This window comes from Serpentinimonas sp. SMBJO2 (genome assembly GCF_056341105.1).
Window position 1 is genome coordinate 1,829,982 of the sequence record NZ_CP150628.1, and the last position, 18,004, is coordinate 1,847,985.

General features: G+C 66.0%; 15 protein-coding genes and 1 tRNA gene. 6 read left to right on the top strand and 10 right to left on the bottom strand.

The window, feature by feature from the left end; genetic code table 11:
- Positions 1–43 precede the first annotated feature (43 nt).
- Positions 44–823: a helix-turn-helix domain-containing protein gene (locus AAAZ40_RS08455; protein ID WP_476659954.1), complete on the bottom strand. Its 780-nt coding sequence runs from the start codon at positions 821–823 to the stop codon at positions 44–46.
- Between the two features lie 125 nt (positions 824–948).
- A complete protein-coding gene (gene ettA / locus AAAZ40_RS08460; RefSeq protein WP_476659955.1) occupies positions 949–2,613 on the bottom strand; it encodes an energy-dependent translational throttle protein EttA in 1,665 nt (554 codons plus the stop codon).
- A 190-nt stretch (positions 2,614–2,803) separates the two neighbouring features.
- Here ettA and AAAZ40_RS08465 point away from each other — a divergent pair, with 190 nt between their 5' ends.
- From AAAZ40_RS08465 to gloA, 5 genes are all read left to right on the top strand, one after another.
- Complete coding sequence (locus tag AAAZ40_RS08465; RefSeq protein ID WP_476659956.1) at positions 2,804–4,120, top strand: zinc ribbon domain-containing protein; 1,317 nt, start codon at positions 2,804–2,806, stop codon at positions 4,118–4,120.
- Positions 4,121–4,256: 136 nt separating this feature from the next.
- The gene (locus AAAZ40_RS08470; RefSeq protein ID WP_476659957.1) at positions 4,257–5,282 is read left to right on the top strand and encodes a hypothetical protein; all 1,026 of its coding nucleotides are present in this window, start codon (positions 4,257–4,259) and stop codon (positions 5,280–5,282) included.
- Positions 5,283–5,305: 23 nt separating this feature from the next.
- The gene (locus AAAZ40_RS08475) at positions 5,306–6,385 is read left to right on the top strand and encodes a zinc ribbon domain-containing protein (protein WP_476659958.1); all 1,080 of its coding nucleotides are present in this window, start codon (positions 5,306–5,308) and stop codon (positions 6,383–6,385) included.
- A gap of 264 nt (positions 6,386–6,649) precedes the next feature.
- Positions 6,650–8,446 (top strand): DEAD/DEAH box helicase, encoded by a 1,797-nt coding sequence (locus AAAZ40_RS08480; RefSeq protein WP_476659959.1) that lies wholly within the window; start codon positions 6,650–6,652, stop codon positions 8,444–8,446.
- A gap of 20 nt (positions 8,447–8,466) precedes the next feature.
- Positions 8,467–8,880 carry a lactoylglutathione lyase gene (gene gloA, locus AAAZ40_RS08485; RefSeq protein ID WP_476659960.1) on the top strand — a complete coding sequence of 138 codons (414 nt, stop codon included), beginning with the start codon at positions 8,467–8,469 and terminating at the stop codon, positions 8,878–8,880.
- A 31-nt stretch (positions 8,881–8,911) separates the two neighbouring features.
- Here gloA and serS read toward each other — a convergent pair whose 3' ends face one another.
- Entirely contained in the window at positions 8,912–10,249 is a 1,338-nt protein-coding gene (gene serS, locus AAAZ40_RS08490; protein WP_476659961.1) for a serine--tRNA ligase, read from the bottom strand.
- A gap of 80 nt (positions 10,250–10,329) precedes the next feature.
- Here serS and AAAZ40_RS08495 point away from each other — a divergent pair.
- Positions 10,330–10,403 (top strand) — tRNA-Gly (locus AAAZ40_RS08495).
- A 43-nt stretch (positions 10,404–10,446) separates the two neighbouring features.
- On the opposite strand, the gene AAAZ40_RS08500 is transcribed toward AAAZ40_RS08495, so the two are convergent.
- The 7 genes from AAAZ40_RS08500 to thrS form a co-directional block, all read right to left on the bottom strand.
- The gene (locus tag AAAZ40_RS08500) at positions 10,447–10,812 is read right to left on the bottom strand and encodes an integration host factor subunit alpha (protein WP_476661715.1); all 366 of its coding nucleotides are present in this window, start codon (positions 10,810–10,812) and stop codon (positions 10,447–10,449) included.
- 33 nt (positions 10,813–10,845) lie between these two features.
- Positions 10,846–13,275, bottom strand: a complete 2,430-nt coding sequence (pheT, locus tag AAAZ40_RS08505) for a phenylalanine--tRNA ligase subunit beta (RefSeq protein WP_476659962.1) — start codon at positions 13,273–13,275, stop codon at positions 10,846–10,848.
- Between the two features lie 56 nt (positions 13,276–13,331).
- Positions 13,332–14,402, bottom strand: a complete 1,071-nt coding sequence (gene pheS, locus AAAZ40_RS08510) for a phenylalanine--tRNA ligase subunit alpha (protein ID WP_476659963.1) — start codon at positions 14,400–14,402, stop codon at positions 13,332–13,334.
- 190 nt (positions 14,403–14,592) lie between these two features.
- Positions 14,593–14,970, bottom strand: a complete 378-nt coding sequence (rplT, locus tag AAAZ40_RS08515; RefSeq protein ID WP_476659964.1) for a 50S ribosomal protein L20 — start codon at positions 14,968–14,970, stop codon at positions 14,593–14,595.
- 27 nt (positions 14,971–14,997) lie between these two features.
- Positions 14,998–15,201, bottom strand: coding sequence for a 50S ribosomal protein L35 (rpmI, locus tag AAAZ40_RS08520; RefSeq protein ID WP_045535757.1), 204 nt, complete (start codon positions 15,199–15,201; stop codon positions 14,998–15,000).
- Positions 15,202–15,324: 123 nt separating this feature from the next.
- Positions 15,325–15,933 carry a translation initiation factor IF-3 gene (gene infC, locus AAAZ40_RS08525; RefSeq protein ID WP_476661716.1) on the bottom strand — a complete coding sequence of 203 codons (609 nt, stop codon included), beginning with the start codon at positions 15,931–15,933 and terminating at the stop codon, positions 15,325–15,327.
- Between the two features lie 44 nt (positions 15,934–15,977).
- The gene (thrS, locus tag AAAZ40_RS08530; RefSeq protein WP_476659965.1) at positions 15,978–17,885 is read right to left on the bottom strand and encodes a threonine--tRNA ligase; all 1,908 of its coding nucleotides are present in this window, start codon (positions 17,883–17,885) and stop codon (positions 15,978–15,980) included.
- Between the last annotated feature and the right edge of the window lie 119 nt (positions 17,886–18,004).

Below are 18,004 nucleotides of genomic sequence, written 5' to 3' on the forward strand. Positions count from 1 at the left end.
CCTGGAGGGCTCTTGCTCCACCTCAGCCTTTGGGGCTCGAGGGCTACGGCGCAGGCTGGGGTGCGGCCTTCGCCTTGCCCTTGCCCTTGACGACTTTGGCGGGGCGCTTGCTGCTGGGGGCTGACGCCAAAGCCCCGTTTCCTGCTACATCCGGGGCCGCAGGGGTGGCGGAGACCGGGGAGGCAGCCTCCGAATCGGCCAGCAAATGCCCCAGCGCCGCCTCGATCAGGGGCGGCAGTTCCTGCACCAGACGCGGCTTGTGCACCACCTCCACCCCGTCCAAGGCAGCGGCGTAGGGTTCGCGCTGCTGCGCATCGAGCGCCGTGAGCACGACCAGCTTGCAGTTGCCGAACAGGGCGTGGTTGCGCAGCCCGGTGATGAGTGTGGCACCGTCCATGCCCGGCAACAAAATATCGACGATGATCAGGTCGGGCTGCAGGTGACCGAAGGAAACCAGGCCGGCAATGGCGTCGGCGGACACGTGCAATTCGATGTCCGGGAAGCGTTGCCTGACCAGCGTCGAGACCAAGCCTTGAAAGTGCGCCGAATCTTCGATCAGCAAAATGCGCGGCACGTGCACCGAATGGCGGCGCCGTCCGCTGGGGCGCAGCGACGCGCCGCCGTGCATGGCCACCACGCCCGTGACGCCAGCGCGGCTGCCCTTGATCCAGCGCTCGAGCGAGTCGCGCGTGATGCGCCGGTGCCCACCGGGGGTCTTCCACGCCTGCAGATCGCCCCGATCGACCATCAGTTGCACCGAGCGCACGGCCATACCGAGCATCTTGGCCACCTCCAGCGTGGTGTAGTAGGCGCCGGAGGACATGTCAACAGAGTTGTTTGTGTAATTCATGGGCATATTCTGCAACAAATGGCACATTCAGCGCAAGACTGTTGTTAGTAATTTTGTCGGAAATGTGGGCAACATGTGGCGCATATAGCCGGCGGCGCTCAGGCCAGCGACTTGAAACGCACGCGCTTGGGCCGCGCGCCCTCCTCGCCCAGGCGGCGTTGCTTGTCGGCTTCGTACTCGGTGAAGTTGCCGTCGAAAAACACCCACTGGCTGTCGCCCTCGTAGGCCAGGATGTGGGTGCAGATGCGGTCCAGGAACCAGCGGTCGTGGCTGATCACCATCGCGCTGCCGGCGAACTCGAGCAGCGCCTCTTCGAGCGCGCGCAGGGTTTCCACATCCAAGTCGTTCGAGGGCTCGTCGAGCATGAGCACATTGCCGCCCAGCGCCAGCGTCTTGGCCAGGTGCAGCCGGCCGCGCTCGCCGCCCGAGAGGTTCTTGACCAGCTTTTGCTGGTCGTTGCCCTTGAAGTTGAAGCGCCCCAGGTAAGCCCGGCTGGGCATGACGAACTTGCCCACGGTGATGTTGTCGAGCCCGCCCGACACATCTTCCCAGACCGTCTTGTCGCCCGCCAGCGATTCGCGGCTCTGGTCCACAAAGGCCAGCTGCGCGGTCTTGCCGACGACGATCGTGCCGCTGTCGGGCTGCTCCTTGCCCTGGATCATGCGAAACAGGGTCGATTTGCCGGCGCCGTTGGGGCCGATGATGCCGACGATGGCTCCCGCCGGCACGGCAAAGCTCAGTTTGTCGATCAGCAGCCGGTCGCCAAAGGACTTGCTCACGCCGTGGAACTCGATCACTTGCGCGCCCAGGCGCTCGGCCACGGGAATGAAGATCTCGTTGGTCTCGTTGCGGCGCTGGTAATCCACGTCCGACAGTTCTTCGAAGCGCGCCAGCCGCGCCTTGCTCTTGGCCTGGCGTCCCTTGGCGTTGGCGCGCACCCACTTGAGCTCTTCTTTCATGGCGCGCATGCGCGCGTCTTCGCTCTTTTGCTCGCTCTCGAGGCGGCGCTCTTTCTGCTCCAGCCAGTCGGTGTAGTTGCCTTTGTAGGGGATGCCCTGGCCGCGATCGAGTTCCAGAATCCACTCGGCGGCGTTGTCGAGGAAGTAGCGGTCGTGGGTGATGGCCACCACCGTGCCTGAAAAACGCTTCAGGAACTGCTCGAGCCAGTGCACGCTTTCGGCGTCGAGGTGGTTGGTCGGTTCATCGAGCAGCAGCATGTCGGGGCGGCTGAGCAACAGGCGACACAGCGCCACGCGGCGTTTTTCGCCGCCCGAGAGGTTCTTGATCAGCGCATCCCAGGGCGGCAGGTTGAGCGCGTCGGCGGCGAGCTCGAGCTGCAGGTCGGCGTTTTCGCTGCCCGAGGCGGCGATGATGGCCTCGAGCTCGGCCTGTTCGGCGGCCAGGGCGTCGAAGTCGGCGTCGGGTTCGGCGTAGGCGGCATAGACCTCCTCGAGGCGCGCCTTCGCTGCCAGCGCGCCGCCGATGCCCTCTTGCACCGCCTCGCGCACGGTTTGCTCGGGGTTGATCTGCGGCTCCTGCGGCAGGTAGCCAATGCGGATGCCGGGCATGGGCACGGCCTCGCCTTCGATCTCCTTGTCCACCCCAGCCATGATCTTGAGCAAGGTCGATTTGCCCGAGCCGTTGAGGCCCAGCACGCCGATCTTGGCACCGGGAAAGAAGCTGAGCGAGATGTCTTTCAAGATCTGGCGCTTGGGCGGCACCGTCTTGCAGACGCGGTTCATGGAGAAAACGTATTGGGCCATGGTGAGTGCGGTCGATGAAAGCAGCAAAACGCCGCAAGCGGCGCGCCGTGCCGCAGGCCTGAGCCGCTGCGGCGCAGATGGGCACGAAAGCCCCGATTATCCGCGCTGCACGGGCGCCGGGAGCGCCTTTGGGCTGTGCTAGACTTTTGCTTGCCAGATTGATCAGTCCTCAACCTGCAGGGAGTCGCTCTTGAACACTGTCACACCCAGCCCCGATTCGGGCTCCACCCCCCACCTGAACCCCAGCCCTGACACGCCCGACCTGCGCCAGCAGTTGAACGGCCCGGCTTCCCTGCTCAGCGCGCTGGAAGCCATCACACGTTGGCGCCCCTTCGTCCTGCTGCTGCTCACCTTCCTGGCCTGCTTGCTGGTCGGCGCTGTTTTTCTGGGCATTGCGGGCGCCCTGGCGCGGCAAGCGGGCGCACTGGGGGCGCTGTTTGGCTTTATTGGCATGCTGCTGATCTTCGCCACGGCGCTGGTGGGCGTCAACGCCGCCGGCATTTTGCTCGCCGATGACGTTTGGCAGCGGCCACAGCGCACCATGCTGCAAGGGGTGTTGCTGTCGCTGGCCACCAGCCATCGCCTGGTGCTGGTGCTGCTGTTGCTGCTGCTGGTATTCGTGATCGGTGTGGTGCTGCTGGCGATCCTGATTTTCATCACCAAAATTCCGGGCATCGGCCCGCTGCTGTACGCCTTCGTCTACCCCGCTGGTGCAATTTTGATCGGCATGTTGTGGTTTGCCGTGTTCTGGCTGGGCGTGCCGATTGCAGCGCCCGCCATCTGGAACGGCGCCAACGTGCAATACGCCCTGGTTTCGATCAAGGAAGTGGCCCATTACCGCCTGGTTCCGGTCATGATGATGCTGCTGCTGTTGCTGCTGTTGCTGCTGCTGACCAGCTTCATTTTGTCCACCATTGTTTTGACCGGCGCCGCCCTGACCTTGGGCCTGAGCGCCGGCATCCTGAACATCAACGCCGATCTGGCCGGTGTGGTGGGCGGCCTGTTTGGCGGTCGCGGCATGGGCCGCGGCGGAGACTACCTGTGGGCGCTGGGTCTGGGCAGCGCGCTGCTGGCGATAGTCATTACCACGCCGGTATTTCTGGTTTACCTCAAAGGCCTGGCCATCATTCACCGCAGCGGCACAGCAGGGCTGGATTTGGAGCGCAGCAAAGTCGAACTCGACCAGCGCATGCGTGAACTGAAACGCAAGGCAGAAGAGACCAAGGCCCAGGCGCAGGCTCAATTGGCTGCAGCGCGCGCAGCTCAGGCAGCTCAGGCAGCTCAGGCAGCTCAGGCAGCTCAGGCAGCTCAGCAAGCAGAGGCAGCTCAGGCAGCTCAGCAAGCAGAGGCAGCTCAGGCTCAGTCCTTCAACCTTGCGCCGCCGCAGGGCGCGCCAACCGTCACCGACGCCAACCCGGCAGGCTCCAAGTCCAATTGCCCGAGTTGCACCCAACCGGTTGCAGAGGCCGACATTTTTTGCGGCCATTGCGGGTACAAACTCAAGTAGGGGGGCGGCCATGGCTTTTTGTACCCGTTGTGGCCATCTCAACCCCGATGCAGGGCGCTTTTGCGAGGAATGCGGCCACCCCTTGGGCGCGCAGCCTAGCCCTGCACCCTCCCCGCCTGCGCCCCGCACCGTGCCTATGACCGGCATGCCATCGGGGCCGACGCTGGCCGCCGCGCCGCTTGGTTGGCCGCCTCGGCGCGTGCTCTTGCTGGCCGCAGCCGCGCTGCTGAGCGTGCTCGCTCTGGGCCTGACGGCCTGGTTGCTGTTGGCCCCCGAAGGTGCCTCGAAGGCCAATTTCGAACGCGCCCTGACACGCGGACTGGAGCAAAACCCGGCGCTGCTGCGCGAGCGCTTCTGCCTAGACAACTTCAATTACGCAGCCAACCCGGTTGATGTGAACCGTTTCGACACCGTCACCAACAATTGGCTGCAATTTCTGGTGCAAGCCGGAGTGTACAGCGGCCCGGAACTCGTTCAAGAGCAACATTTCTTCAGATTCGTGCAAAACAACCGCTACCGTTGGGGCGAACAGGCGGCACAGTTCATACGCGATGGCCGCCTGTGTTTTGCGCAAGGGGTGGAACTTGTCGAAATCAAAGATTTCAGTCAACCAAGCAAGTTGGCTGACTTCGAACTGGTCCATGTCAAAGCCAGTTTGCGTCTGCATGAACCAGCGCCCTGGTCGCAAACCGAGCAGGCTCGCCAACTCAACCCCGCCTTTATGCCGGAGTTTTCACAAGGGTTTGTTCTGGTACTGCGCGAAGGGCGCTGGGAACTCGCCAACCCGAATGAAATAGCAGCCCTGCAACAGGCCCACCTGGAAGGCGAACTTGGACAGAACAAAGGCGCAGCGCCAGCCGACCCCAGCCCTTCCGGCTGGTTCGGTGGCCTGCTCAGCTTTCTTCAACCAAAGCCGTTTTTAGGCACCTGGCGCAGCGAAAACTCAATCGATCTTCCCCGCCCAATTGAAATCGAGCTCAAACGCAACTCGATTCGCTCAGTCGGCCAGCGAAATGAAATCCCCGTAACTTATGAGTTCGATGGCAATCGGGTCCTGGTCAAGCAAGACGGAGAAATAGAGCTTGTCTTTGAAATGATCAACAACGACCGCATGCGGTTGCGCTCAGAAGGCAGGACCATTGATATGGTTCGCGTACGCTGAAACAATTTACGGAGGCAAGAACCATGCAATGTCCGAAATGCCAGACAGTAAACTCTGACCGCGCCAAGTTTTGCGCCGCCTGCGGCACGCCCATCCCTGCCCCACAGGCCTGCCCGGCCTGCGGCATGCGCTCGACCAGCACCAAGTTCTGCACACACTGTGGCCATTCGTTTGCGAGTGCGCCACCGCCACCGCCACCGCCACCGCCACCGCCACCGCCACCGCCACCGCCACCGCCACCGCCACCGCCACCGCCACCGCCACCCGCCCATGCTCCCGATCCCGCCCCCGAAGCGGAGGTCGCGCCCTTGGCAGCGCCTGTGCTTGCGCCCGTACCCTCGGCGCCCCACCTGCAGGCCACGCAGGCCAGCGTACAGGCAGGGCCACGGGTGGCGCCACAAGCGCAAGCCCCGGGTTGGAACAAACGCTCGCTGGCGCTGATCGGCTTTTCCGGGCTTTCGGCGCTGGCAGTGGCGGTGCTGGCCTTCTTTTTGCTGCGTCCGGCGCCCCAGCCCCACGCGCTGCCGGTGATCACGGAAACGGCTCCTGAAGCGCCAGCCGATGCAAGCGCACCGGCTCAGGCCGCAGCCCCCACTGCGCCCGCTCCTGCTGCGTTGGGGGAACCTGGTACGCCTGCTGCACCGGCGCCAGCCACCCCACCCGCGACGCCAAGCACACCGCCACCCGGCCAGGTTCCAGCGCCACCACCCGCTGCTGCCGTTGGTGCCCCAACTCCGGCCCCTACCGCCCCGGTCACGGCGCCAGCGCGCACCCCTCCCCCTGCCGGTGCGGTGCCTGCGCCAGCGCCTACACCCACCCGCCCCACCACGCTGCCACCCACGCCAGCCACGCCCATACCCAGCGCACCCGTACCTGCAGCGCCAGCGCCAGCGCCAGCACCTGTACCCACTCCTGACCCTGTACCTGCGCCTAGCGCTCCTGCCGCCGCTCCAGCGTTTACCTGTGCACAACTGCCGTTTGCCCTGCGCCTGACGTGCGAGATCGAAGGCCCTGCGATCATTCGCCGTTGCGCCCCCGACTTGCGCAACTGGAACCACAACCTGCCGGGTTGCAATCGGCAAGCGGCCACGCAAACCAACTGACTGGCCAAGCATGCCAGGCGCTGGCCAGCGCCTGGGCGCATGACTATGGCGTGTATTTGGCGTGCGCCGCACCTGGCGCGCTTTGTGCGACAATGTGGCTCTCGTGTGCACTTGCAGTCGGTGCCACGCCAGCGCCTTGCTGGGGCCGCCGTGTTCGCTGCGGCGGCTATCTCCGGTCTCATCTGCCCTCTGGATTGCCCAGCGCCTTCGGCGCGGGAAGTGGCCGATACCCTTTCATGCCCGCCTTGGGGCTTACCCCTGACAATGACTTTTGAACAACTGAACCTAGCCCCAGCCCTGCTGGACGCCGTGCGCGAGCAAGGCTACACCCAACCCACTCCGGTGCAGGCGCAAGCCATACCGCTGGTGCTGGCCGGCCACGACCTGCTGGCTGGCGCCCAGACCGGCACCGGCAAAACCGCCGCCTTCACGCTGCCACTGCTGCAGCGCCTGCACGGCGGCCCCAAAGGCACCGAAGGCCAAGCGGCCCAAGTTCCCCATGATGCCCCCAAACGCGGCCAGTCGCGCCCGATCCGCGCCCTGGTGCTCACGCCCACACGCGAGCTCGCGGCGCAGGTGGAAGAATCGGTGCGCGTCTATGGCAAGCACCTGCACCTGAAATCGACCGTGATTTTTGGTGGCGTCGGCATGAACCCGCAGATCGACAAGCTGGCCCGCGGTGTGGACGTGCTGGTGGCCACCCCGGGGCGGCTGCTCGATCTGGTGGATCAGGGGCGCCTGGATCTGTCCAAAGTCGAAATCCTGGTGCTCGACGAAGCCGACCGCATGCTCGACATGGGCTTCATCCACGATGTGAAAAAAATCCTGCGCCTGTTGCCGCAAAACAAACAAAGCCTGCTGTTTTCGGCCACCTTCAGCGACGAGATCCGGGAGCTGGCCAACGGCTTGCTGCGCAACCCCCAGCACATTCAGGTCACGCCGCCCAACACCACGGTGCAGCGCATCGTGCAGACCATCCACCCGGTGGGGCGCAGCAAAAAGAAGGCGCTGCTGGCGCACATCATCAAAGCGCACGACTGGAGCCAGGTGCTGGTGTTCACGCGCACCAAGTTCGGCGCCAACAACGTGGCCGATTATCTCAATGCCCACGGCATCGGGGCCATGGCGCTGCACGGCAACAAGAGCCAGAGCGCGCGCACTCAGGCGCTGGCCGACTTCAAGAGCGGCAGCATCCGCGCCCTGGTGGCCACCGACATCGCGGCGCGCGGCATCGACATCGACGACTTGCCGCACGTGGTCAACTACGACATCCCCAATGTGTGCGAAGACTACGTGCACCGCATCGGCCGCACCGGGCGCGCCGGGGCCGAGGGCGCGGCGGTGAGCCTGGTGAGCCTGGACGAAGAAGGCTTCATGATGGCGATCGAGAAGTTCACCAAGCAGCAGATCGCGGTGCAGGCCTTCCCCGATTTCATGCCCGAAGCCGACGAAAAAGCCGAACCCATCGCCATGGGGCGCCAAACCCTGTGGGGCGGGGCCGGCAAACCACCAAGCCGCGAAGTGATGGCCGCAGCCGGCCGCGCGGCGCGCAAAGAAATGACCGACCGCGTGCGCGACAGCAAGGGCGGCGGACGCAATGCCAAGCCTGCGCATCCGCGCGCTGGCGCCCACCCGGCGCGGCCCGCAACCCAGCGCGCAGCGGCCGCGCCCGTGGTCCGCGACGACGACTACGATGACGACGCCCCGCCACCGCGCCACGCCGACCCCTTGGCCCCGGCGCGGCCAGCCAACGCCGCCGGCCGGCGCCGCAACCCGCGCCCCAATGGCGGCGGTTTCGGCCCCGCCGGCGCCCGCAGCCAAGCCCCCGCTGGCGGGCCACGTCAAGGCGCTGGCCAAGGCCCGGCACGCAGCCGCGGTGCAGGCAGCGCGGGCACGGCTGGCTCCGGCGGCCCGGCGCGCCAGCCCGACCCGCTGCGCACCGGCATCGACGCGCTGGGCCAGCGCGGCGGCGGTGGCGGCAACCGCGCACGCAGCGGCGGCGGTGGGGGCGGCCAAGGCGGCATCGACCCGCTGCGCACCCGTTTTGGCCGCATCAAATAAGGAAAAACGAGGAGCAAGGCATGCGCATTTTGCACACCATGTTGCGCGTCGGCGATCTGGAGCGCTCGATCGCCTTTTACACCGAGGTGCTGGGCATGGCCTTGCTGCGCCGCTCCGAAAACCCCGAACACCGCTACTCGCTGGCGTTTTTGGGCTTTGAGGGCGGCAACCCCGGCCAGGCGGAAATCGAGCTCACCTACAACTGGGGCGTGACGCAGTACGAGCACGGCAGCGCCTACGGCCACATCGCCATCGGCGTGCCCGACGCCTACGCGGCCTGCGAGCGCATCAAGACCGCTGGGGGCCGCGTCACGCGCGAAGCCGGCCCGGTGCTGGGTGGCAGCACGGTGATCGCCTTCGTGACCGACCCCGACGGCTACAAGATTGAGCTGATCCAACGCGACTTCGCTGCGGCCGGGGCGGGTTTGCGCTAGAACCGGCTGCTGCTGCCGCTCGGGCAGGCCCTCAAAGCGTTTCGGACCCGCCCAGGTAGGGCCGCAGCGCCGCCGGGATGCCGATGCGGCCGTCGACGCGCTGGTGGTTTTCGAGCACCGCCACCAGGGTGCGGCCCACTGCCAGACCGGAGCCGTTGAGGGTGTGCAGCCACTCGTTCTTGCCTTGGGCGTTTTTGAAGCGCGCTTGCAGGCGCCGCGCCTGGAAGGCTTCGCAGTTGCTCACCGAGCTGATTTCGCGATAGGTGCCTTGGGCCGGCAGCCAGACTTCGAGGTCGTGCGTGCGCGCCGCGCCAAAACCCATGTCGCCGCTGCACAGCAGCACCACACGGTAGGGCAGTTCGAGCAGCTGCAGGATGGTTTCGGCGTGCTGCGTCATCTCGTGCAGCGCCTCGTGGCTGCGCTCGGGATGCACGATCTGCACCAGCTCCACCTTGTCGAACTGGTGCTGGCGGATCAGGCCGCGCGTGTCGCGCCCGGCGCTGCCGGCTTCGGAACGGAAACACGGGGTGTGGGCGGTGTATTTGAGCGGCAGCTCGGCCTCGGGCACGATGCGCTCGCGCACCAGGTTGGTGAGTGTGACCTCGCTCGTGGGGATGAGGTAGAGCGCACCCTCGTCCTCGCCCTCGACCCCGCCTTTCTTGGCGGCGAACAGGTCGGCCTCGAACTTGGGCAACTGGCCGGTGCCGCGCAGCGTGGCGGCGTTGACCACGTAGGGCGTGTAGCACTCGGTGTAGCCGTGGCGCTCGGTCTGCACGTCGAGCATGAACTGCGCCAGCGCCCGGTGCAGCCGCGCCAGCCGCCCCTTGAGCACCACAAAACGCGAGCCGCTGAGCTTGGCCGCGGCCTCGAAATCCAGGCCCAAAGGCTCGCCCAGATCGACGTGGTCGCGCGCTTCAAAACCCAGCGGACTGGGGTTGGCGCCGTAGCCGCCCGACTGCCCGGCTCCCGGCGGCGCCCAGCGGCGCAATTCCACATTCGCGCTCTCGTCGGCGCCCAGCGGCACCTCGGGCTGCGGCAGGTTGGGCAGCGCCAGCAGCATGTCTTGCAGCTCGGCCTGAATCTGTTCCAGCCGCGCGGCCGAGCGCTCCAACGCGGCCTTGAGCTGGCTCACTTCGGCCATCGCCGCCTCGGCCTCGGCATGCCGGCCTTGGCCCTTGAGCACGCCGATCTGTTTGGAGCGGCTGTTGCGCTGCGCCTGCAGATCCTCGGTCTGCACCTGCAAGGCCTTGCGCTCGTGCTCCAGCGCAGCAAAGGCCTCTACATCGAGGAAGGGTTGCGGGTTTTTGCGGGTTTGCAAGCGCTCGACGACGGCGTCGAGGTCTTTGCGCAGGTGTGCGAGTTCTAGCATGGTGGCCCCGATTCTAGGCGCTGCCGCACCCTGGACGGCGCCAAGCGAGGCGCGCTTTTGCAATACAATCGAACGCTGCCGCGGGTGTAGTTCAATGGCAGAACGGCAGCTTCCCAAGCTTCATACGAGGGTTCGATTCCCTTCACCCGCTCCACTTCAGCCCGGTCTATGGCTCTGTCTTAACCCTGCGCCTGGGATCAGGGCCCATCCGGCGCCCCCTCCTCCACCCTCCCGGATTGCACCGCCTCTTTGAGCTTGGGGCTGGCGTGGAACGTGACCACGCGCCGCGCCGCAATGGCCACCGACTCGCCCGTGCGCGGGTTGCGACCGGGCCTCGGGGATTTGGTGCGCACCTGAAAATTGCCAAAGCCCGACAGCTTCACGTCGTCGCCCTGTATCAGGCGTTCGGCGATCTGGTCAAAAAAAGCCTCGACCAGGTCTTTGGATTCGCGCTTGTTGAAGCCGATTTGCTGGTACAGCAACTCGGCCATCTGGGCTTTGGTCAGGGTGTGGTCGTCTGGCGCGGTGTCGTTCAGATCGGGGTCGGGCAGGGGCTTGCTCAGGCTCACAACAGAGGTCTCCAGCGGATGGGGTAATCAGGCGCGCAAGCGTGCGTGCAACTGTGCCGACAACGCGGCCAGCACCGACTGCACCACGGCATCGATTTGCGCATCGGTCAGGTTGGCGTCGTCGCGCTCCAGCGTCAGGCGCAAGGCCCAGCTCTGCTCGCCTTCGGCCAGACCACCAGCCCCCGCATTGTGCCCCAGCTTGGGGCGGTAAATATCAAACAGTCGCACGTCGGTGAGCCAGCCTGTGCGGTCGGCGCCACGCACGGTGGCCAGCAGTTCGGCGTGCGCGACGCGCTCGGGCAGCACCACGGCCAGGTCGCGCTGCACCGGCTGGTGCCGGTGCACCGGCTGCGCCTGCACCAGCTCGCGCTGCAGCAGCGGCTCGAGCTCGAGCTCGAACAGCACCGGGGCCTGCTGCCAGCCCTCGCTCTGGCGCCAACGCGGGTGCAGCTCGCCGATGTAACCGATCGCCTGCCCGTCGAGCCACACCTGGGCGCAGCGGCCCGGGTGCAGCGCCGGGTGCTCGGCCGGCTCGAAGCGCGCCTGGCGCGGGGCCAGCAGGGCTTGCAGATCGCCCTTGAGGTCGTGGAAATCGACGCTGCGCGCACCCTCGCCCCATTGCAGCGGCAGCGCATCGCCCCAAGCCAGCGCCGCCACGCGCAGCGGCTGCGCCACCCCGGCCACGCTGGTGGGGCCGTCTGGCACCGCTGCGTCGTGTCGGAACACGCGCCCGAGCTCGAACACGCGCACGCGCTCGGCCTTGCGGTCGGTGTTGAACTTGAGCACCGCCAGCAAGCTGCCCAGCAGCGAGGAGCGCATCACGCTCATCTGGCTGGCGATCGGGTTGAGCAGGGCGATCGGCTGGGCGTTGCCGGCCCAGTCGCGCTCCCAGCGCTCTTGCACGAAGCTGAAGTTGATGGTCTCTTGGTAGCCCAGCTGCGCCAGCTGGCGCCGCAGCGCGTAGGGGCCGCGGCGGCGCTCGGGTTGCGCCAGCGCCGTCACCGGCGCCAGCGGCGGCGTGTGCGGCAGGTGCTCGTAGCCGATCAGGCGCGCCACTTCTTCGATCAGGTCGGCTTCGATCTGCAAATCGAAGCGGTACGAAGGCGGCGTCACGCTCAGGCTGCCCTGCCCTTCGTGTACCTGCAGCCCGAGGCGGCGCAGTGTCTGCGCGCACTGCTCTGGCGTGAGCGGCATGCCGATCACCTTGGCCGCGCGCGCCACCCGCAGCGCCACCGGCTGCGGCTGCGGCAGGTTCAGGCTCTGGTCGTCGATCGGGCCGGGTTGGCCGCCGCAGATCTGCACAATCAGCTCGGTGATGCGCTCCAGGTGTTCGACCGTGGTGGCCGGATCGACCCCGCGCTCGAAGCGGTGCCCGGCGTCGGTGCTGAAGTGGTAGCGGCGCGAGCGCCCGGCGATGGCCTTGGGCCACCAGAAAGCGGCTTCGAGATAGACATCGCGCGTGGCAGCGCTCACCGCCGTGGCCGCTCCGCCCATGATGCCGGCCAGCGACTCCAGCGCCTGCGCGTCGGCGATCACGCCCACCGTTTCGTCCACGCTCACCGTTTGGCCGTTGAGCAGCTGCAGCGTTTCGCCGGCGCGGCCCCAGCGCACCTGCAAGCCGCCGTCGATGTGTGCCAGATCAAAGATGTGCGAGGGGCGGCCGAACTCGAACATCACGTAGTTGGAAATGTCCACCAGCGCCGAAACGCTGCGCTGGCCGCAGCGTGCCAGCCGCTGCACCATCCAGGCCGGGGTGGCGGCGCCGGCGTCGATGCCGCGCACGATGCGGCCGCTGAAGCGCCCGCACAGATCGGGGGCTTGCACCTGCACCGGCAGCACCTCGGTGTGCGTGGGGGCCACCTGCGGCCAGGCCGGGGTGTGCAGCGGCGCCCCGGTGAGCGCGGCCAGCTCGCGCGCCACGCCATGGACGCTCAGGCAGTGCGCCAGGTTGGGGGTGAGCTTGAGGGTGAAAATCTGATCATCGAGCTGCAGGCAGACGCGCACGTCTTGCCCCAGCGGGGCGTCGGCGGGCAGTTCGAGCAAGCCGCTGGCGTCGTCGGCGATGCCCAGCTCCTGCGCCGAGCACAACATGCCGTGGCTGGCCACGCCACGCAGCTGCCCAAGACCGATGTGCAGCGGCTCGCCGTTGGGCCCCGGCGGCAGCACCGCCCCCACGCGCGCGCACGGCACCACCATGCCGGCGCGCGCATTGGGCGCACCGCAGACGATCTGCAAGCGTTCGCCGCCGCCCACCTCGACTTGGCAGACGCGCAGCCGCTCGGCCTGTGGGTGCGGCTCGAGGTGTTCGATGCGCGCCACCACCACGCCGCTGAAAGGCGGCGCGGCGGGGCGGCGCTCTTCGACCTCCAGTCCGGCCATGGTCAGGGTGTCGGCCAGCTGCTCGCTGCTCAGGGATGGGTTGCAGAATTCGCGCAACCAGGATTCGGGGAATTGCATCGTGTGCTCTCGGGCGGGGCATTGAGGGGGTCAACCAGGGATGGACGGCGCCAGACTCATTGAAACTGGCGCAGGAACCGCAGGTCGCCGTCGAAAAACAGGCGCAAATCGGCCACGCCGTAGCGCAGCATGGTCAGGCGGTCGGGCCCCATGCCAAAGGCAAATCCGATGTAGCGCTCGGGGCACAGGCCCATATTGCGCACCACGTTGGGGTGCACCTGGCCGCTGCCCGCCACCTCGAGCCAGCGCCCGGCCAGCGGGCCAGACTGAAACTGGATGTCGATCTCGGCGCTGGGCTCGGTGAAGGGAAAGAAGCTGGGGCGAAAACGCAACACCAGGTCGTCGGATTCGAAGAAGGTGCGGCAAAAATCGGTGAACACGAACTTCAGATCCTTGAAGCTCACGTTCTCGCCGATCCACAGCCCCTCGCACTGGTGGAACATGGGCGAATGGGTGGCGTCGCTGTCCACGCGGTAGGTGCGGCCGGGCGCGATCACGCGAATTTCGGGCATGGCGCCGTCAAACAGTGCCGCCGCATCCGCGCCCGCCAGTTGCTTGTGGCGCTGCACGTGTTGCAGCGCGTGGCGGATCTGCATCGGGCTGGTGTGGGTGCGCAGCAGATAGGGCTCGGGCTGCTCGCCCACCTGCACATAAAAGGTGTCGTGCATCGAGCGCGCCGGGTGGTCGGCGGGCGTGTTGAGTGCGGTGAAGTTGAACCAGTCGGTTTCGATCTCGGGGCCGTCGGCGACCGCAAAACCCATGGAGCCAAAAATGGCCTCGATGCGCTCGAGCGTCAGGCTCACCGGGTGCAGGCCGCCGCCGCCGCGCTGGCGCCCGGGCAGCGTCACATCCAGCGCCTCGGCCTGCAACTGGCGCTGCAGTTCGGCTTCGGCCAGCTCGGCACGGCGCTGGTTGAGCGCGGCCTCGATGGCCTGCTTGCTCAGGTTGATGGCCGCGCCCTGGGTCTTTTTCTCGTCCACGCTCAGGCTCGCCAGCCCCTTCATGAGCTCGGTCAGGCGGCCGCTCTTGCCCAGATACTGGGCCTTGGCGTTTTCGAGTTCGGCCGGGGTGTGAGCCCGCGCGAACTGTGCGCGCGCCGATTGCAGCAGGGTATCGAGTTCGTTCATCGCATTGCATCCGAGCCCAGGCTTGCAGCAGCGACTCATGGGCCATCAAGGGAGCCGGTAAAGGCTGGGTGGGAACACAAACAAAAAAAGGGCCAGTGCCGTACAGCGCTGGCCCTCGCTTCGAGGGGGGCTCTGGGAAGCCGCCGCGCAAGCGCAGCGCCACACCCTTCAAGCCCTCATCAGGCCCAGATCAGGCTGCCACAGCGGGGGCTGCGCCCAGGTGCGCCCGCGCCTGCTCGACGATGCGCGCAAAGGCGGGGCGGTCGTTGACGGCCAGATCGGCCAGCACCTTGCGGTCGATGGCGATGGCGGCTTTTTTCAGGCCGTTGGCAAACTGGCTGTAGCTCAGGCCGAGTTCGCGCGCGCCGGCGTTGATGCGCGCAATCCACAGCTGGCGGAACACGCGCTTGCGGGCACGGCGGTCGCGGTAGGCGTACTGGCCGGCCTTCATCACCGCCTGCTTGGCGATGCGATAGACATTGCCGCGGCGGCCGCGGAAACCTTTGGCCAAAGCCAATACTTTTTTGTGACGGGCACGTGCCGTGACACCACGTTTGACGCGAGGCATGGAAAACTCCTTGTTCGTCGGGTTGGATTACAGGCCGGCAAAGGGCAGCATCTGCGCCATGTGACCCATGTTGGTCTCATGCACATTCACTGCACCGCGCAGCTGGCGCTTGTTTTTGGTGCTCTTCTTGGTCAGGATGTGACGCTTGAAGGCCTGGCCGCGCTTGACGGTGCCACCCGGACGAACGCGAAAACGCTTTTTCGCGCTGCTCTTGGTCTTCATTTTGGGCATGGTGTGCTCCTTCTTGAATGGTGCTCGTGAGGCGCTGCGATACCCACCGCAGGCTTGTAGGCCCCGAGCCACTTATGGCTGGCAGCGGGTGACCGCCCCGCTGCCCGCGTTGTCGCCCGGCCCTTAGGCAGGCTGGGCGACGGGTGCCGTTTCCGACACCGGTTTGGCGCCCCCCGACTTTTTGCGTCCGGGGGCAATCATCATGATCATCTGGCGCCCTTCGAGCTTGGGGAATTGCTCCACCACGATCGCGTCGCCGAGCTCTTCGCGGATGCGCTGCAACAGCGCCAGCCCGATTTCCTGGTGCGTGATCTCGCGACCCCGAAAACGCAGCGTCACCTTGCACTTGTCGCCCTCGTCGAGGAAGCGGCGGATGTTGCGCATCTTGATGTGGTAGTCGCCGTCGTCGGTGCCGGGGCGGAACTTGATTTCCTTGACCTCGATGACTTTTTGCTTCGACTTGGCTTCGGCGGCTTTTTTCTGCTCGGCGTACTTGAACTTGCCGTAATCGATCAGGCGACACACCGGGGGTTTGGCGATGGCGGCGATCTCGACCAGATCGACATCGAGTTCACCGGCCATGCGCAGAGCTTCTTGAATGCTGACCACACCGATGGCCTCGCCCTCGGGGCCCAGCAGGCGCACCTCGGGCACGAGGATCTCGCGATTCAGGCGGTGGGCGCGCTCTTCGCGGTGGCGGCGATCGCGGAAGTTCGGAGCAGTCGTAGCGATGGTGAAATCCTTTGGTTCAAACGAAGGGGGGCCAAGCAAAAAGCTCAAGCCTTGGTGTCGAGTTCGTGCTGCAGACGCTGCACGAAGGCATCGAAGGCCATGACACCGAGGTCGAGGTTGCCGCGCGCACGCACCGCAACCGCCCCAGAGGCCTTCTCCTTGTCGCCCACGACGACCAAGTAAGGCAGCTTTTGCATGGAAAACTCTCGGATTTTATACGTGATTTTCTCGTTGCGCAAATCCAGCGCCACCCTGAAGCCCTGCGCCTCGAGTTTTTTGGCAATTTCGCGACAGGTATCGGCCTGGGCGTCGGTGATGTTGAGCACCGCCACCTGCTGCGGCGCCAGCCACAGCGGCAGCGCACCGGCGTGCTGCTCGATCAGAATGCCGATGAAACGCTCCAGGCTGCCGACGATGGCGCGGTGCAAAATCACTGGCGCACGGCGGCTGCCGTCCTCGGCCACGTATTCGGCTTCGAGCCGCTCGCCGAGGTTGAAATCGACCTGAATGGTGCCGCACTGCCACTCGCGCCCGATCGCGTCCTTGAGCGTGTACTCGATCTTGGGGCCGTAAAAGGCGCCCTCACCCGGCGAAATCTGGAACTCGCAGCCGGCGTGGCGCAGGCTGTCGATCAGCGCCTGTTCGGCCTTGTCCCACTGGGCATCGGAACCGATGCGCGCCGCTGGGCGCGTCGAGACCTTGTACAGGATGTCGTGAAAGCCAAAATCGGCATAGACTTTTTTCAGCACCTGGGTGAAGGTGTCGCATTCGGCCAGAATCTGCTCTTCGGTGCAGAAGATGTGGCCGTCGTCCTGCGTGAAGCCGCGCACGCGCATGATGCCGTGCAGCCCGCCCGAGGGTTCGTTGCGGTGGCACTGGCCGAACTCGCCGTAGCGCAGCGGCAGGTCGCGGTAGCTCTTGAGCCCCTGTTTGTAGATCAGGATGTGGCCAGGGCAGTTCATGGGCTTGAGGGCGTAGTCGCGCTTTTCGCTCTCGGTGATGAACATGTGGTCGCGGTACTTGTCCCAGTGGCCGGTTTTCTGCCACAGCGTCTGCTCCAGGATCTGCGGCGCTTTCACCTCGTGGTAGCCGTGCTGGCGGTAGATGCCGCGCATGTATTGTTCCACTTGCTGCCACAGCGTCCAGCCCTTGGGGTGCCAGAACACCAGCCCCGGCGCATGTTCGTCGATGTGAAACAGGTCGAGCTCGCGCCCGAGCTTGCGGTGGTCGCGCCGTTCGGCCTCTTCGAGCCGGCGCAGGTAGGCTTGCAAGTCTTCCTTGCTGGCCCAGGCGGTGCCGTAGATGCGCTGCAGCATCTCGTTGCGGTGGTCGCCGCGCCAGTAGGCTCCGGCCACTTTCATGAGCTTGAAGTGCTTGAGCTTGCCGGTGCTGGGCACGTGCGGGCCGCGGCACAGGTCTTCAAAGGCGCCCTCGCGGTACAGGCTCAGGGCTTCGTCGCTCGGGATGCCGGCGATGATCTCGGCCTTGTAGTGCTCGCCTTGGGCCTTGAAGTGCGCCACCGCGGCGTCGCGCCCCAGCAGGCGGCGCTCGATTTTTTCGTCCTTGGCGGCGAGTTCGAGCATTTTGTTTTCGATCGCGACCAAGTCTTCGGGCGTGAACGCTCGCTTGTAGGCGAAGTCGTAATAAAAACCGTGCTCGATCACCGGGCCGATGGTCACCTGCGCATCGGGGAACAGCTCCTTGACCGCGTAGGCCAGCAGGTGCGCGCTCGAGTGCCGAATCAGCTCCAGCCCCTCCGGGTCTTTGGCGGTGACGATGGCCAGCGCGGCGTCGCGCTCGATCAGGAACGAGGCGTCCACCAACTCACCATCCACCTTGCCCCCGAGCGCGGCCTTGGCCAAGCCGCTGCCGATGGAGGCGGCCACGTCGGCCACCGTGACCGGGCCGGGAAACTGGCGCTGCGCGCCGTCGGGGAGGGTGAGGGTCAACATGGTGCGGTGGGGCGGTAAATTGGGGGCAGAAAATAAAAACGCGGCACCAAGGCCGCGCAGAGGGACAGACTAAAAAGCAGGCGCGTACTGCCGCCCCTCAAAGGGCCGGTGGATGCTCC

Coding starts and splice junctions, on each gene's coding strand:
- AAAZ40_RS08455 (WP_476659954.1), bottom strand. CDS start 823: ATGTCCTCCGGCGCCTACTACACCACGCTGGAGGTGGCCAAGATGCTC.
- ettA (WP_476659955.1), bottom strand. CDS start 2,613: ATGGCCCAATACGTTTTCTCCATGAACCGCGTCTGCAAGACGGTGCCG.
- AAAZ40_RS08470 (WP_476659957.1), top strand. CDS start 4,257: ATGACCGGCATGCCATCGGGGCCGACGCTGGCCGCCGCGCCGCTTGGT.
- AAAZ40_RS08475 (WP_476659958.1), top strand. CDS start 5,306: ATGCAATGTCCGAAATGCCAGACAGTAAACTCTGACCGCGCCAAGTTT.
- AAAZ40_RS08480 (WP_476659959.1), top strand. CDS start 6,650: ATGACTTTTGAACAACTGAACCTAGCCCCAGCCCTGCTGGACGCCGTG.
- gloA (WP_476659960.1), top strand. CDS start 8,467: ATGCGCATTTTGCACACCATGTTGCGCGTCGGCGATCTGGAGCGCTCG.
- serS (WP_476659961.1), bottom strand. CDS start 10,249: ATGCTAGAACTCGCACACCTGCGCAAAGACCTCGACGCCGTCGTCGAG.
- pheT (WP_476659962.1), bottom strand. CDS start 13,275: ATGCAATTCCCCGAATCCTGGTTGCGCGAATTCTGCAACCCATCCCTG.
- pheS (WP_476659963.1), bottom strand. CDS start 14,402: ATGAACGAACTCGATACCCTGCTGCAATCGGCGCGCGCACAGTTCGCG.
- rplT (WP_476659964.1), bottom strand. CDS start 14,970: ATGCCTCGCGTCAAACGTGGTGTCACGGCACGTGCCCGTCACAAAAAA.
- rpmI (WP_045535757.1), bottom strand. CDS start 15,201: ATGCCCAAAATGAAGACCAAGAGCAGCGCGAAAAAGCGTTTTCGCGTT.
- thrS (WP_476659965.1), bottom strand. CDS start 17,885: ATGTTGACCCTCACCCTCCCCGACGGCGCGCAGCGCCAGTTTCCCGGC.